The 13,008-nt window shown below is 65.7% G+C and carries 11 protein-coding genes; 7 read left to right on the top strand and 4 right to left on the bottom strand.

What is annotated here, in order from left to right; genetic code table 11:
* Positions 1-45: 45 nt before the first annotated feature.
* Positions 46-558, bottom strand: coding sequence for a 2-oxo-4-hydroxy-4-carboxy-5-ureidoimidazoline decarboxylase (gene uraD, locus ABNQ38_RS30105; RefSeq protein ID WP_377810970.1), 513 nt, complete (start codon positions 556-558; stop codon positions 46-48).
* 11 nt (positions 559-569) lie between these two features.
* Positions 570-1,487 carry an allantoinase PuuE gene (puuE, locus tag ABNQ38_RS30100; RefSeq protein WP_377810969.1) on the bottom strand — a complete coding sequence of 306 codons (918 nt, stop codon included), beginning with the start codon at positions 1,485-1,487 and terminating at the stop codon, positions 570-572.
* Positions 1,488-1,675: 188 nt separating this feature from the next.
* Here puuE and uraH point away from each other — a divergent pair, with 188 nt between their 5' ends.
* Both uraH and gcl read left to right on the top strand, forming a co-directional pair.
* On the top strand, positions 1,676-2,026 hold the full coding sequence (uraH, locus tag ABNQ38_RS30095; protein WP_377810968.1) for a hydroxyisourate hydrolase: 351 nt from the start codon (positions 1,676-1,678) through the stop codon (positions 2,024-2,026).
* A gap of 123 nt (positions 2,027-2,149) precedes the next feature.
* A complete protein-coding gene (gene gcl / locus ABNQ38_RS30090; RefSeq protein ID WP_377810967.1) occupies positions 2,150-3,919 on the top strand; it encodes a glyoxylate carboligase in 1,770 nt (589 codons plus the stop codon).
* 82 nt (positions 3,920-4,001) lie between these two features.
* On the opposite strand, the gene ABNQ38_RS30085 is transcribed toward gcl, so the two are convergent.
* Positions 4,002-4,826, bottom strand: coding sequence for a hypothetical protein (locus ABNQ38_RS30085; protein WP_377810966.1), 825 nt, complete (start codon positions 4,824-4,826; stop codon positions 4,002-4,004).
* 262 nt (positions 4,827-5,088) lie between these two features.
* Here ABNQ38_RS30085 and ABNQ38_RS30080 point away from each other — a divergent pair, with 262 nt between their 5' ends.
* Both ABNQ38_RS30080 and ABNQ38_RS30075 read left to right on the top strand, forming a co-directional pair.
* On the top strand, positions 5,089-6,009 hold the full coding sequence (locus ABNQ38_RS30080) for a LysR family transcriptional regulator (protein WP_377810965.1): 921 nt from the start codon (positions 5,089-5,091) through the stop codon (positions 6,007-6,009).
* A 215-nt stretch (positions 6,010-6,224) separates the two neighbouring features.
* Complete coding sequence (locus tag ABNQ38_RS30075) at positions 6,225-7,940, top strand: PAS domain S-box protein (RefSeq protein WP_377810964.1); 1,716 nt, start codon at positions 6,225-6,227, stop codon at positions 7,938-7,940.
* Between the two features lie 40 nt (positions 7,941-7,980).
* Here ABNQ38_RS30075 and ABNQ38_RS30070 read toward each other — a convergent pair whose 3' ends face one another.
* Complete coding sequence (locus tag ABNQ38_RS30070; RefSeq protein ID WP_377810963.1) at positions 7,981-8,814, bottom strand: IclR family transcriptional regulator; 834 nt, start codon at positions 8,812-8,814, stop codon at positions 7,981-7,983.
* A gap of 129 nt (positions 8,815-8,943) precedes the next feature.
* Between ABNQ38_RS30070 and ABNQ38_RS30065 the strand changes: the two genes are divergently transcribed.
* The 3 genes from ABNQ38_RS30065 to frc are packed head-to-tail and all read left to right on the top strand — an operon-like array spanning position 8,944 to position 12,925.
* Complete coding sequence (locus ABNQ38_RS30065) at positions 8,944-9,798, top strand: GntR family transcriptional regulator (RefSeq protein WP_377810962.1); 855 nt, start codon at positions 8,944-8,946, stop codon at positions 9,796-9,798.
* Between the two features lie 43 nt (positions 9,799-9,841).
* Positions 9,842-11,605: an oxalyl-CoA decarboxylase gene (gene oxc, locus ABNQ38_RS30060; protein WP_377810961.1), complete on the top strand. Its 1,764-nt coding sequence runs from the start codon at positions 9,842-9,844 to the stop codon at positions 11,603-11,605.
* A 45-nt stretch (positions 11,606-11,650) separates the two neighbouring features.
* The gene (frc, locus tag ABNQ38_RS30055; RefSeq protein WP_109048363.1) at positions 11,651-12,925 is read left to right on the top strand and encodes a formyl-CoA transferase; all 1,275 of its coding nucleotides are present in this window, start codon (positions 11,651-11,653) and stop codon (positions 12,923-12,925) included.
* Positions 12,926-13,008: the final 83 nt, after the last annotated feature.

Below are 13,008 nucleotides of genomic sequence, written 5' to 3'. Positions count from 1 at the left end.
CGCTCCGGCTGGGGCGGCGCGCTTTCTTCGTTTTCGGATCCGGCGTTATCCCGTCACCAAATCGTCCAGCCGGAAGCCGGCGATCTTGTAGATCTCCTCCAGTGCCCGGCCGAACTCCACCTCCGGCTCGTTCGCCACGCGCTCGCGCATCGCCGCCAGGATCTCCTGCTTGCTGCTGAAGCGCACCGCCATGATGAAGGGGAAGCCGAAGCGCTCGCGGTAGGCGCGGTTCAGGTCGCGCTGCTCCTGGGCCTCCGCCTCGGTCAACTCGTTCAGGCCGGCCCTGGCTTGTTCGGTCTGCGAGAAGGCGGTCAGGTTGGCCGGGCGGCTGGCGCGGTCGGCAAGGTCGGGGTGGGACAGGATCAGCGCGCGCTGCCGCTCCGTCCCTGCCGCGCGCACGATGCCGGTCATCGCCGCGCGCAAGCCGGCGGCATCGGCGAAGGGTCGTTTGTCCCAGGCGGTGTCGGCCACCCAGGGGCTGTCCTCGAACACGGCACCCAGCGCCGCGACGAATTCGGCGCGGTCCATCCGGTTCAGATTGTCCAAGCTGTAGGGCATCTGCTGCGCTCTCACTTCGCGGTGTAGGGGTGTTCGGCGATCCAGTGGCGGGCGATGTCGAGCCGCGTCGCCACCCACGCCTTGTCATGGCTGCGCACATAATCGAGGAAACGGGCCAGCGCCGCCGCGCGGCCTGGACGTCCGACCAGACGGCAGTGCAGGCCGATGGACATCATCTTCGGCGCCGTTTCGCCTTCCGCATAAAGCGTGTCGAAGCTGTCCTTCAGGTAGGCGAAGAACTGGTCGCCGCTGTTGAAGCCCTGGTTCGTCGCGAAGCGCATGTCGTTGGCGTCGAGCGTGTAGGGCACGATCAGCTGCGGCCGGCCATGGCTGTCGTCCCAATAGGGCAGATCGTCGGCGTAGGAATCGGCGTTGTAGAGGAAGCCGCCCTCCTCGGCGACCAGCCGCCAGGTGTTGGGGCTGCACCGCCCGAGATACCAGCCGAGCGGACGGGAGCCGGTCACGCGGGTGTGGACCTCGATGGCGCGCAGCATATGCTCGCGCTCCACCTCCGCCGGCAGATGCTGGTAGTCGATCCAGCGCCAGCCATGGGTGGCGATCTCCCACCCCGCGGCCTTCATCGCGGCGACGACTTCGGGATTGCGCTCCAGCGCCATGGCGACGCCATAGACGGTGACCGGCAGGTTGCGCTCGGTGAACAGGCGGTGCAGCCGCCAGAAGCCGGCGCGGGAGCCGTATTCGTAGATCGACTCCATGTTCATGTGGCGGGCGCCGGGGATCGGCTGGGCGCCGACGATCTCCGACAGGAAGGCCTCCGACGCGGCGTCGCCGTGAAGGACGCAGTTCTCGCCGCCCTCCTCATAATTGATGACGAACTGCACCGCCACCCGGGCGCCGCCCGGCCAGTTGGCCTGCGGCGGGGTGGCGCCATAGCCGATCATGTCGCGGGGATAAGCGGTGCCGGTCATCGTCGTCTCGCCCTTTTCGCGCTGCGGTCGAAGCGGAACCTACGCTAAGCCATTGGCGGCAGGGGGTTCAACCGGCCGATTGCCTTCCGGCGGCCGAAGACAGTTTCCGGATCTGGACGGGTGGGCAGGGCAGGGCGGATGCGCTTAAGCTGGGACTCCGAACTCGCACCGTCGCGGAGACCGCACCCATGGGCCGCCTGACCACCCACGTCCTCGACATCGCCGCCGGCCGTCCGGCGCCGGGCATGCGCATCCGCCTGACCTCGCTCGACACCGGTGCCGTTCTCGGCGAGTTCACAACGAATGCCGACGGACGGCTCGACGCCCCGGCGCTCCAGGGCGAGGATTTCAAGATCGGCCGCTACGAACTGCTGTTCATGGCCGGCGAATATTTCCGCCGCATCGGCGTGATAGTGGGGGATGGCCCGGACTTCATCGACGAGGTGCCGCTGCGCTTCGGCATCAAGGACGTCAGCCAACATTACCATGTGCCGTTGCTGGTTTCCCCTTGGGCCTATTCCACATATCGCGGCAGCTGAGGCTCCTCCCCATTCGGCACCGCTTTCCAGCCTGTGGAAAAGCCAACCCGTTGATTTGCCGTACCCACCATCCGCGCGCTTAGCTGTCTTCAGCAACAATCGCGTTTGGTGAGGAGTCGAGCGATGGCGAGAATGACGGCGGCGGAAGCGGCGGTGCGGGTGCTGGAGCGGGAGGGCATCGACGTCTGCTTCGGCGTCCCGGGCGCCGCGATCAACCCCTTCTATGCGGCGATGCAGCGGCGCGGCACGATGCGACATGTGCTGGCCCGCCATGTCGAGGGCGCCTCGCACATGGCCGAAGGCTACACGCGGGCCAATGCCGGCAACATCGGCGTGTGCATCGGCACTTCCGGCCCGGCCGGCACCGACATGATCACCGGCCTCTATTCGGCGATTGCGGACTCGATCCCGATCCTGTGCATCACCGGCCAGGCGCCGCGCGCCCGTCTGCACAAGGAGGATTTCCAGGCGATCAACATCGCCGACATCGCCAAGCCGGTCGCCAAATGGGCAGTGACCGTGCTGGAACCGGCGCAGGTGCCCTACGTCTTCCAGCAGGCCTTCCATCTGATGCGCAGCGGCCGTCCCGGCCCGGTGCTGATCGACCTGCCCATCGACGTCCAGATGGCCGAGATCGAGTTCGACGACGAGACCTACGAGCCGCTGGCGGTCTACAAGCCCGCCGCCACCCGCGCCCAGGTCGAGAAGGCGCTGGCGATGTTCGCGGCGTCGGAACGTCCGCTGGTCGTCGCCGGCGGCGGCATCGTCAACGCCGACGCCTCCGACAAGCTGGTGGAGTTCGCGGAACTGCTCGGCGTGCCGGTGATCCCGACGCTGATGGGTTGGGGCACCATCCCCGACGACCATCCGCTGATGGCCGGCATGGTCGGCTTGCAGACCGCCCACCGCTACGGCAACGCGACGATGCTGAAGTCCGACTTCGTGCTGGGCATCGGCAACCGCTGGGCCAACCGCCACACCGGCTCGGTCGAGGTCTACACCAAGGGCCGCAAGTTCGTGCATGTCGACATCGAGCCGACCCAGATCGGCCGGGTGTTCATGCCGGATCTCGGCATCGTGTCGGATGCCGGGGCGGCGCTCGACCTCTTCATCGAGGTCGCCAGGGAGTGGAAGGCCGAGGGGCGCTTCAAGGATCTCGGCGGCTGGGTCAAGGACTGCCAGGGCCGCAAGCGGTCGATGCACCGCCGCAGCGACTTCGATCAGGTGCCGATGAAGCCGCAGCGCGTCTATCAGGAGATGAACAGCGCCTTCGGCCAGGACACCACCTACGTCACCACCATCGGCCTGTCGCAGATCGCCGGCGCGCAGTTCCTGCACGTCTACAAGCCGCGCCACTGGATCAACTGCGGCCAGGCCGGCCCGCTGGGCTGGACCCTGCCGGCGGCGCTCGGCGTCCGGGTGGCCGATCCGAAGCGGCGCATCGTCGCGCTGTCCGGCGACTACGACTTCCAGTTCATGATCGAGGAGCTGGCGGTCGGCGCCCAGCACAAGCTGCCCTACATCCATGTTCTGGTGAACAACGCTTATCTCGGCCTGATCCGGCAGGCGCAGCGCGCCTTCCAGATGGACTTCCAGGTGCAGCTGTCCTTCGAGAACATCAACGCGCCGGAGATCGGCGTCTATGGCGTCGATCACGTCGCGGTGGCGGAAGGGTTGGGCTGCAAGGCGATCCGCGTCACCGAGCCGGACCGCATCCAGGAGGCGTTCACCCAGGCCCAGGCCTGGATGGACCAGTATCAGGTGCCGGTCGTCGTCGAGCTGGTGCTGGAGCGGGTGACCAACATCTCCATGGGCGCCGACATCGACAGCGTCACCGAGTTCGAGGAGACGCTGGACCTGCCGGTGGACGAGAGCGAGACCGTTCTGGTCTGACCGACCGGTCCTCTTGAACGGAAGGCGCGCCCGGCGGCGCGCCTTTCGCGTTTTCATGGTCCGCCCGCTCAAGCCCCACCGTTCAAGCGATGGCGAAGCAGCCGGGCCCGCTGCTGACACCGGTGTCGAGCGGGTAGCCGATCGCCGCCAAGCTTTCCGCCGAAAAGACCGCCGCCGGGTCAATGCCGTTCAACGTTACCGATGTTGGAATGGCGGAGATGTCGGCGTCGAAATTCACCGGCCCTTCGCGGAAGCGGCCAAAAAGGGCCACTGCCTGTCCGCCTTCCACCGGGATGAAGGTCGCTTCATCCTCCAGGTTCAAGCTGTCGACCAGCGTGCCGGCTGGGTCATTCAGATAGATCTGCGCCCGCAGCCACACCTCCTGTCCGTTCGCCGGGTCGGTCGAGGTGCCTGGGGCGATGACGGCGAGGAAATCCTCCGGTGTGCGCGGCGGTTCCGGGTCGTTCACGAACTCGCGATAGAGGGTACCGTCACCCACCACCAGCGTCGTCCCGTCGTTGGGCAGGACGCTGGCCTGGACGACATGCTCGATCTCCGTGTCGCCGACCCGGGCGGACAGCAGGAACTGGTTGGGCTGGTCGTTAAAATAGCGGCGGTAGGTGGTGCCGTCCGTGCCGATCACCGGGTCGTCGAAATTCATGGCGATGGTGATCCGGAACGGATCGCCGGTCTGCACGTCTTCATCCAGGAACGGGAAAGGTTGGTCGATGGTGCCCTGGACATCGACGACATACAGGCCCTCATAGGCGTCGCCGCCGTCACCATTCCCCCCTCCACCTCCATGATGGCCGTGTCCCCAGCCGTTGCCATGACCGCCATGGTGCCCGTGTCCATGACCATCGCCACGCCTGCCGCCGTATTTGCCGGACTGATCGCCCTCGAACATGCTGCCCTCCCGACTGATCGCTTGCGTTGTCAAAGGCCGCAAGGCGCGCGACCTTCCGTTGAAGATAGGCCGCTGCGGGACGGCCGGCCGGACGGGCATCCGTACATATCTCCGCCTGGATCGCCGGACGGATGGGTTTTGCACTGCAACGCTCCGAACGGGAGTGGCAAATTCACAGCGGCGGGTGAGGCGTGCTAGCGTCCGTCCCGATCCGTAAACCCATCGGTCCGGCCCGATCGTCCGGCAGGGAGTCCGCGCGAGCATGGCGTTGCTTGAGAACATGCGCATCTTCGTCCGCGTCGTCGAACTGGGCAGCCTGTCGGCCGCCGGGCGGAACCTGCGCATGTCGCCGGCCATGGTCAGCCACCGCATCCAGCAGTTGGAAACCCATCTCGGCGTCCGGCTGCTGAACCGCACGACGCGGCAATTGCAGGCGACCGAGACCGGCATGGATTTCTACCAGAGCTGCCTCGAAGTGCTGGAGGCGGTGGAGCGCGCGCACAGCAGCATCGCCGCCGGGTCGGGCGTGCCGTCGGGCAGCGTGCGGGTGACCGCACCGCTGGGCTTCGGCCGCCGCATCCTGTCGCCGCTGGTCCCCGACTTCTGCGCCGCCCACCCGTTGGTCGAGGTGCGGCTGCGCCTGTCCGACCATCTGCTCGACCTGCTGCGCGAGGCGGTCGACGTGGCGGTGCGGATGGCGACGCTGAAGGATTCCAGCTTCGTCGTGCGCAAGATCGCCGACGTGCGCCGCGTGCTGGTGGCGGCCCCCTCCTACCTGTCGGAGCGCGGCCGGCCTTCGATGCCGGCGGACCTGTCCGGCCACAACTGCCTGCTTCTGCGCTTTCCCGGCACCCAGCAATATCAATGGAGCGTGCTGGAGGGCGGCGAGCCGGTGAAGCTGCCGGTGTCGGGCCGCTTCGACGCCGACGACGGCGACGTACTGACCGGCTGGGCGCTCGACGGGCGCGGCATCGCCATGAAGCCGCTGTGGGAGGTGGCGGAACATCTGGCCAGCGGCGCCCTGGTGCCGGTGCTGCCCGATTTTCCGCCGGAGCCGGTGACGCTGGCCGTGCTCTATCCCCATCGCGCGCTGGTTCCGGCAAAGGTGAGAGCCTTTGCCGACCACATGGTGCCGAAGATCAAGGCGGCACTGTTGGGAATATCGCAGGAGTCGATCCTGTGATCGATGACTTTCGGCCCTAGGGATAATCCCGACTGGCCCGGTTGGATGCTTTGCCTATCCTGCGTGGCGCTGCCGTATGCTGAGGCCGTGCCGCTGAGATACTTTGTTTCCCAAGGCAGTTCCGTTCATGGCTCGCATCGGGGAATGAAGCGGTGATTTTGGAAGCCATGGCCCTTCCGCATCCGTCCGGCGCGACGAGAGGAGGGGAGGAGTCCATGTTTCTGTTCACCAAGGGTGTGAGCTGCGAGCGGGCCAAGCTGGACGCTCTCGACCGGTCGCAGGCTGTCGTGGAATTTACGATGGACGGCACGGTGGTGGATGCGAACAGGAACTTCCTGGAGGCGATGGGGTATCGCCTGGAGGAGGTGAAGGGCCGTCCCCACAGCATGTTCGTCCACCCCGACCATGCGAAGAGCGCCGAATACCGCCATTTCTGGGACGAGCTGCGGGCGGGCCGCTTCCAATCGGCGGTGTTCCGGCGCGTCACCAAGTCGGGCCGGGAAATCTGGCTGCGCTCCACCTACAACCCGATCCTCGGCGCCGGCGGCCGGCCGGTCGGCGTGGTGAAGTTCGCCACCGACATCACCGAGGCGAAGCTGCGGGAGGCCGATGCCAACGGCAAGATCGCCGCCATCGAAAGGTCCCAGGCGGTGATCGAGTTCGGATTGGACGGCACCATCCTGACGGCCAACCAGCGCTTCCTCGATCTGATGGGCTATCGGCTGGAGGAGGTGCGGGAGCAGCATCACAAGGTATTCCTCAATGGCGTGGATGTCGCCGATCCGGCCTACAGCGCCTTTTGGGAAAAGCTCGGCCGGGGCGAGCATCAGAGCGGCGAGTTCCGGCGCCTGACCAAAAGCGGCGCGCAGGTCTGGATTCAGGCAACCTATACGCCGATTCTCGACCCGACCGGAAAACCGTGGAAGATCGTGAAGTTCGCGACCGACGTGACCGAGCAGCGGGTTCGCAATGCCGATTTCCGCGCCCAGATCGAGGCGATCAACCGGTCGCAGGCGGTGATCCATTTCAAGCCGGACGGTACGATCCTGAATGCCAATGAGAATTTTCTCAAGGCGATGGGGTACCGGCTGGACGAAGTGGTCGGGCAGAACCATTGCATGTTCGTGTCGGCCGAACAGCAGGGCAGCGCCGAATACAGCCAGTTCTGGGAGATCCTGCGCAGCGGGAAATTCCACACCTCTCTCTACCGCCGCCGGGCCAAAACCGGGTCCGATATCTGGATCAACGCCAGCTACAACCCCGTTCTGTCCGATACGGGCGAGGTGCTGAAGGTGGTGAAATTCGCGACCGACGTAACCGACATGATCAGGTCGCGTCTGAAAGCCATCGAATTTTCCAAGCAGACCGTTCAGAAGGTCGCCGAGGTCGGCGATGCGGTCGAACGGATGTGCGGATCCGCGACGCAAATCTCCACCGACATCCTGACGTCGCGCAAGGTGGTGGACGAGATCGACCGCCGGACCTCCGCGGCGGACAGCGCCACCGGTCGGCTGAACGAAGCCGCGGCGGCGATGGACGGCGTCGCCAAATTCATCGACGCCATCGCCTCGCAGATCAAGCTGCTGTCGCTGAACGCCACCATCGAGGCGGCGCGGGCGGGCGAGGCCGGGCGCGGGTTCGCGGTCGTGGCGACCGAGGTGAAGTCACTGGCTGAACAGACCTCCAGCGCCACCGAGCGGATCGGCGTCGAGATCGTCGCCATGCAGGAGGTCGTCCGTCAGGTGGTGGAGGCGCTGGGCGGCATCGCCCGGTCGGTCGACAGCGTGAAATCGACCGTCCATGGGGTTGCCGCCGGCGCCGAGGAGCAGATGTCGCTCAGCGACGGAGTCGCGGCGAACATGCGGGAAGCCCGGAACGGGGTCGAGGCGATCAACCGCAATCTGCAAGAGATGCTGATAAAAGCACAGTAACTGGGCGAAGCGGAGGGCGGGCCGGTCCGGGTGGCCGGCCTCAGACCCCCCGCGAGCGCACCAGCAGCACACGCGCCTCCTCCGACGCGCGGTGCAGGTGGGGCAGGAACTGCACCTCCATCTCCGGGCAGGTGACGCGGGCGGCCTGGGCGCTGATGTTCATCGCCGCCACCACCCCGCCGGTGGCGGTGCTGATCGGCACGGCGATGGAGCGCAGCCCCAGCTCCAACTCCTGGTCCACCAGCGAGAAGCCGCGGTCGCGCACCCGTTCCAGCTCCCGCTTCAGCGCGTCGGGTGCGGTGATGGTCCGTTCGGTGAAGGGCTTCAGCGGCACCCGTGCCAGATAGGCGTTCAGTTCCGCCTCCGGCAGCGCCGCCAGCAGGACCCGCCCCATCGAGGTGCAGTAGGCCGGCAGGCGGCTGCCGACATTCAGCCCGACCGACATGATCCGCTTGGTCGCCGCACGGGCGATGTAGACCACGTCGTTCTCGTCCAGGACGGCGGCGGAGCAGGATTCCTGCACCGCTCCGCTGACCTGCTCGATCAGCGGGTCGAGAATCGTCGCCAGCGGGGCCGACGACAGGAAGGAATAGCCGAGCGCCAGGATCTTCGGTTTCAGATGGAAGGTCCGTCCATCCGACCCGGCATAGCCCAGTTGCATCAGCGTCAGCAGGCAGCGCCGTGCCGCCGCCCGCGGCAGGCCGGTGATCTTGGCGATGTCGGCGATGGTCAGGTTCGGTTCGCGCTCGGTGAAGGCGCGAATCACCGACAATCCGCGCGCCAGCGAGGTCATGAAGTTCGGATCAGACGCCTCTTCCGCCGCGCCGGAGGGTGTCTTGTCTGCGGTCCCGGCCAGATGCTGGGTTTCGGCCATGCGCGGCTTCCTTCGCGAAAAACGATCCTGAGGGGTCAAATTAGGGCGATTACCGCGCAATAGCCAGAAAATTCGAACAGAATCGGCCGCAACTCCGTCGGCAGCAGAAATAGTTCGAGGTGCCCGCAATTGGCCTTGCGGGTGTCTGGCATCTGGTATACCGTATCGATAATTCAAAAACGACGCGCCACTCAGTACCAAGGGCCAAGGGCGATCGTCCGAATGCTCGCACGAACAACGCTCACGACAACAAGCGGCGCCGATGGCGTCGGCGCGCAAAGGGTCGGAAACGTGATGAACCGGGAAAGATTCAGTGTCGAACCCCTCGAACAGGGGATGAGCTTCAAGGCCAAGGCCTACCAATCGCTGCGACAGGCCATCACGCAGATGAACATCTACGGCCAGAGCAACGAGATCAGGTTGGACGAACGCCGTCTGTGCGAGGCGTTGGGTGTCAGCCGCACCCCGGTGCGCGAGGCGATGGCGCTGCTGGAACAGGAGGGGTTCATCCGCTCCCAACCGCGGCGCGGGATCTTCGTGGTGCGCAAGACGAAGGCCGAACTGGTGGAGATGATCACGGTATGTGCCGCCCTGGAAGGCATGGCGGCACGCCTGTTCGTCGAAAACGCCACCACGGAGAAGCTGGAACTCCTGCACGCTGCGTTCGACAAATACACGAAAGCCGAGTTGGCGGAACATGTCGCGGAGTATTCCGACGCCAACATCGTCTTCCATCAAAGCATCGTCCAGGCTTCGGGCTCCGCTCTGATCTCGGACCTGACCGACCGCTTCTTCATCCATATGCGCGCGATCCGCCGCGCGACGATGGGCCTCGGCGACCGTGCCGACCAGTCCATCCACGAGCATCGGGACATCATCGAGGCGCTTGCCGCCCGCGATGCCGATCTCGCGGAACGCCGCGTCCGGGAACACACGCTCGGTCTCGCACAGTACGTGGAACGGCATTGCGCCTTCCTCGACTAACCAACTTTGAACCTTTTTGGAGCCTCGGGGAGGAGTCACCCATATGTCTACTGCGGCTGCAACGATCACTAAGAACCAGGCCACGGAAGCATCTGTTGTCGAAGACGCGCCGGCGCTGACCGACGGCTTCCAGCTCGTCATCGACGCGCTCAAGCTCAACGACATCAACAACCTGTATGTCGTCCCCGGCATTCCGATTTCCGACCTGCTGCGCATGGCGCAGGCCGAGGGCATGCGCGTCGTCTCGTTCCGCCACGAACAGAATGCCGGCAACGCCGCCGCCATCGCTGGCTTCATGACGAAGAAGCCGGGCGTCTGCATGACGGTGTCGGCGCCGGGCTTCCTGAACGGCCTGACCGCGCTGGCGAACGCCACCACCAACTGCTTCCCGATGATCCTGATCAGCGGCTCGTCGGAGCGTGAGGTCGTCGATCTCCAGCAGGGCGACTACGAGGAGATGGACCAGCTGGCCATCGCCAAGCCGCTGTGCAAGGCCGCCTTCCGCATCCTGCACGCCCAGGACATCGGCATCGGCGTGGCGCGCGCCATCCGCGCCGCCGTGTCGGGCCGTCCGGGCGGCGTCTATCTCGACCTGCCGGCCAAGCTGTTCTCGCAGGTGATGGACGCCGCGGAAGGCGCCAAGTCGCTGGTCAAGGTGGTCGATCCGACCCCGGCCCAGTATCCGTCGGCCGAGGCGGTCAACCGCGCGCTCGACCTGCTGAAGGGCGCCAAGCGTCCGCTGGTGATCTTCGGCAAGGGTGCGGCCTATGCCCAGGCCGATGAGACGATCCGCTCCTTCGTCGAGAAGAGCGGCATCCCCTTCCTGCAGATGAGCATGGCCAAGGGCCTGCTGCCCGACACCCATCCGCAGTCGGCCGGTGCCGCCCGCTCGCTGGTTCTGCAGGAAGCCGACGTGGTCATGCTGGTCGGCGCGCGGCTGAACTGGCTGCTGTCGCACGGCAAGGGCAAGACCTGGGGCAAGCCCGGTTCGAAGAAGTTCATCCAGGTCGACATCGAGCCCAGGGAGATGGACAGCAACGTCGAAATCCATGCGCCGCTGGTCGGCGACATCGCGTCCGTCATGGAAGTGATGCTGAAGGGCATCGACGGCGGCCTGACCCCGCCGACCGACTGGATGGCCACCGTCGCCGCCAAGCGTGAGCAGAACGTCGCCAAGATGGCGCCGAAGCTGATGAGCAACGCGTCGCCGATGAACTTCCACGGTGCGCTGGGCGCTCTGCGCCGCATCATCAAGGAGCGTCCGGACGCCCTTCTGGTCAACGAGGGCGCCAACACCCTCGATCTGGCCCGCGGCATCATCGACATGTACGAGCCGCGCAAGCGCCTCGACGTCGGCACCTGGGGCGTGATGGGCGTCGGCATGGGCTACGCCGTCGCTGCGGCGGTGGAGAGCGGCAAGCCGGTTCTGGCCGTCGAGGGCGACAGCGCCTTCGGCTTCTCCGGCATGGAGGTGGAGACGATCTGCCGCTACAACCTGCCGGTCTGCATCGTCATCTTCAACAACAACGGCATCTATCGCGGGACCGACGTCAACCCGACCGGCGGGAACGACCCGTCCCCGATGGTCTTCGTCCCCGGCTCGCGTTACGACAAGATGATGGAAGCCTTCGGCGGCGTCGGTGTCCACGTCACCAACCCGGACGAGCTGTACCGCGCGGTCAACGAGGCGATGGACAGCGGCCGTCCGACCCTGGTCAACGCCGTCATCGACCCGGCCGCCGGCACCGAAAGCGGCAACATCGGCAGCCTCAATCCGACCAGCTCGGTCCGCAAGATGCCGTCCTAAAAGAAACGCCGACCACACGACACTAAAAAGCAGGGGGAGAAATACATGGGCAAGGCACTTCAGGGCGTGCGGATTCTCGACTTCACACATGTTCAGTCGGGACCGACCTGCACCCAGTTGCTCGCCTGGTTCGGCGCCGACGTCATCAAGGTCGAACGGCCGGGCGAGGGTGACATCACCCGCAGCCAGCTGCGCGACCTGCCGGACGCCGACAGCCTGTATTTCACCATGCTGAACCACAACAAGCGGTCCATCACCCTCGACACCAAGACGCCCAAGGGCAAGGAGGTGTTGGAGGCGCTGATCAAGACCTGCGACGTGATGGTCGAAAACTTCGCCCCCGGCGTGCTTGATCGCATGGGGTTCACCTGGGAACGCATCCAGGAACTGAACCCCGCGATGATCGTCGCGTCGGTCAAGGGCTTCGGGCCCGGGCCGTTCGAGAACTGCAAGGTGTACGAGAACGTCGCCCAATGTGCGGGCGGTGCCGCCTCGACCACCGGTTTCGACGACGGCCCGCCCATGGTCACCGGCGCCCAGATCGGCGACAGCGGCACCGGCCTGCATCTGGCGCTCGGCATCGTCACCGCCCTCTACCAGCGCCGGGAGACCGGCCGTGGCCAGAAGGTGCTGGCCGCCATGCAGGACGCCGTGCTGAACCTGTGCCGCGTCAAGCTGCGCGACCAGCAGCGTCTGGCCAACGGTCCGATGAAGGAATATCCGCAATACCCGAACGGCGAGTTCGGTGACACGGTGCCGCGCGCCGGCAACGCGTCGGGCGGCGGCCAGCCGGGCTGGATCCTGAAGTGCAAGGGCTGGGAGACCGATCCCAACGCCTACATCTACTTCATCGCCCAAGCCCCGGTCTGGAAGTCGATCTGCAAGGTCATCGGCAAGGAAGAGTGGATCACCGATCCCGACTACGCCACCCCGGTGGCCCGCCTGCCGCGCCTGATGCAGATCTTCGCCACCGTCGAGGAATGGACCAAGACCCTGACCAAGTTCGAGGTCATGGACCTTCTCAACAAATACGACATTCCCTGCGGCCCGATCCTGTCGATGAAGGAAATCGCCGAGGACAAGTCGCTCTACGAGACCGGCACGCTGGTCGAGGTGGAGCATCCGACCCGCGGCAGCTACCTGACGGTCGGCAACCCGATCAAACTGTCCGACAGCCCGACGGAGGTCACCCGTTCCCCCCTGCTGGGCGAGCACACCGACGAAATCCTGCGCGACGTGCTGGGTTTCGGCGAGCGTGAAATCGTTGAAATCCGTGACAGCGGCGCCATCGGCGTCGTGGAGCGGCTGGCGGCGGAGTAACAGTTTCCGCCTCCTTCCCCAACCCTCCCCGCTTCGGCGGGAGAGGGTGGAGGAGGGGCCAACACCCGTTGTTTGAAAAGCCT

Origin of the sequence: Azospirillum sp. A29, from assembly GCF_042604625.1 — a bacterium.
GTDB lineage: Bacteria > Pseudomonadota > Alphaproteobacteria > Azospirillales > Azospirillaceae > Azospirillum > Azospirillum palustre.
This window is presented reverse-complemented; position numbering and strand designations above follow the sequence as displayed.

Bases quoted from the DNA above. Each gene is read 5' to 3' on its own strand.
- uraD (WP_377810970.1), bottom strand. From the start codon at position 558: ATGCCCTACAGCTTGGACAATCTGAACCGGATGGACCGCGCCGAATTC.
- puuE (WP_377810969.1), bottom strand. From the start codon at position 1,487: ATGACCGGCACCGCTTATCCCCGCGACATGATCGGCTATGGCGCCACC.
- uraH (WP_377810968.1), top strand. From the start codon at position 1,676: ATGGGCCGCCTGACCACCCACGTCCTCGACATCGCCGCCGGCCGTCCG.
- gcl (WP_377810967.1), top strand. From the start codon at position 2,150: ATGGCGAGAATGACGGCGGCGGAAGCGGCGGTGCGGGTGCTGGAGCGG.
- ABNQ38_RS30085 (WP_377810966.1), bottom strand. From the start codon at position 4,826: ATGTTCGAGGGCGATCAGTCCGGCAAATACGGCGGCAGGCGTGGCGAT.
- ABNQ38_RS30080 (WP_377810965.1), top strand. From the start codon at position 5,089: ATGGCGTTGCTTGAGAACATGCGCATCTTCGTCCGCGTCGTCGAACTG.
- ABNQ38_RS30075 (WP_377810964.1), top strand. From the start codon at position 6,225: ATGTTTCTGTTCACCAAGGGTGTGAGCTGCGAGCGGGCCAAGCTGGAC.
- ABNQ38_RS30070 (WP_377810963.1), bottom strand. From the start codon at position 8,814: ATGGCCGAAACCCAGCATCTGGCCGGGACCGCAGACAAGACACCCTCC.
- oxc (WP_377810961.1), top strand. From the start codon at position 9,842: ATGTCTACTGCGGCTGCAACGATCACTAAGAACCAGGCCACGGAAGCA.
- frc (WP_109048363.1), top strand. From the start codon at position 11,651: ATGGGCAAGGCACTTCAGGGCGTGCGGATTCTCGACTTCACACATGTT.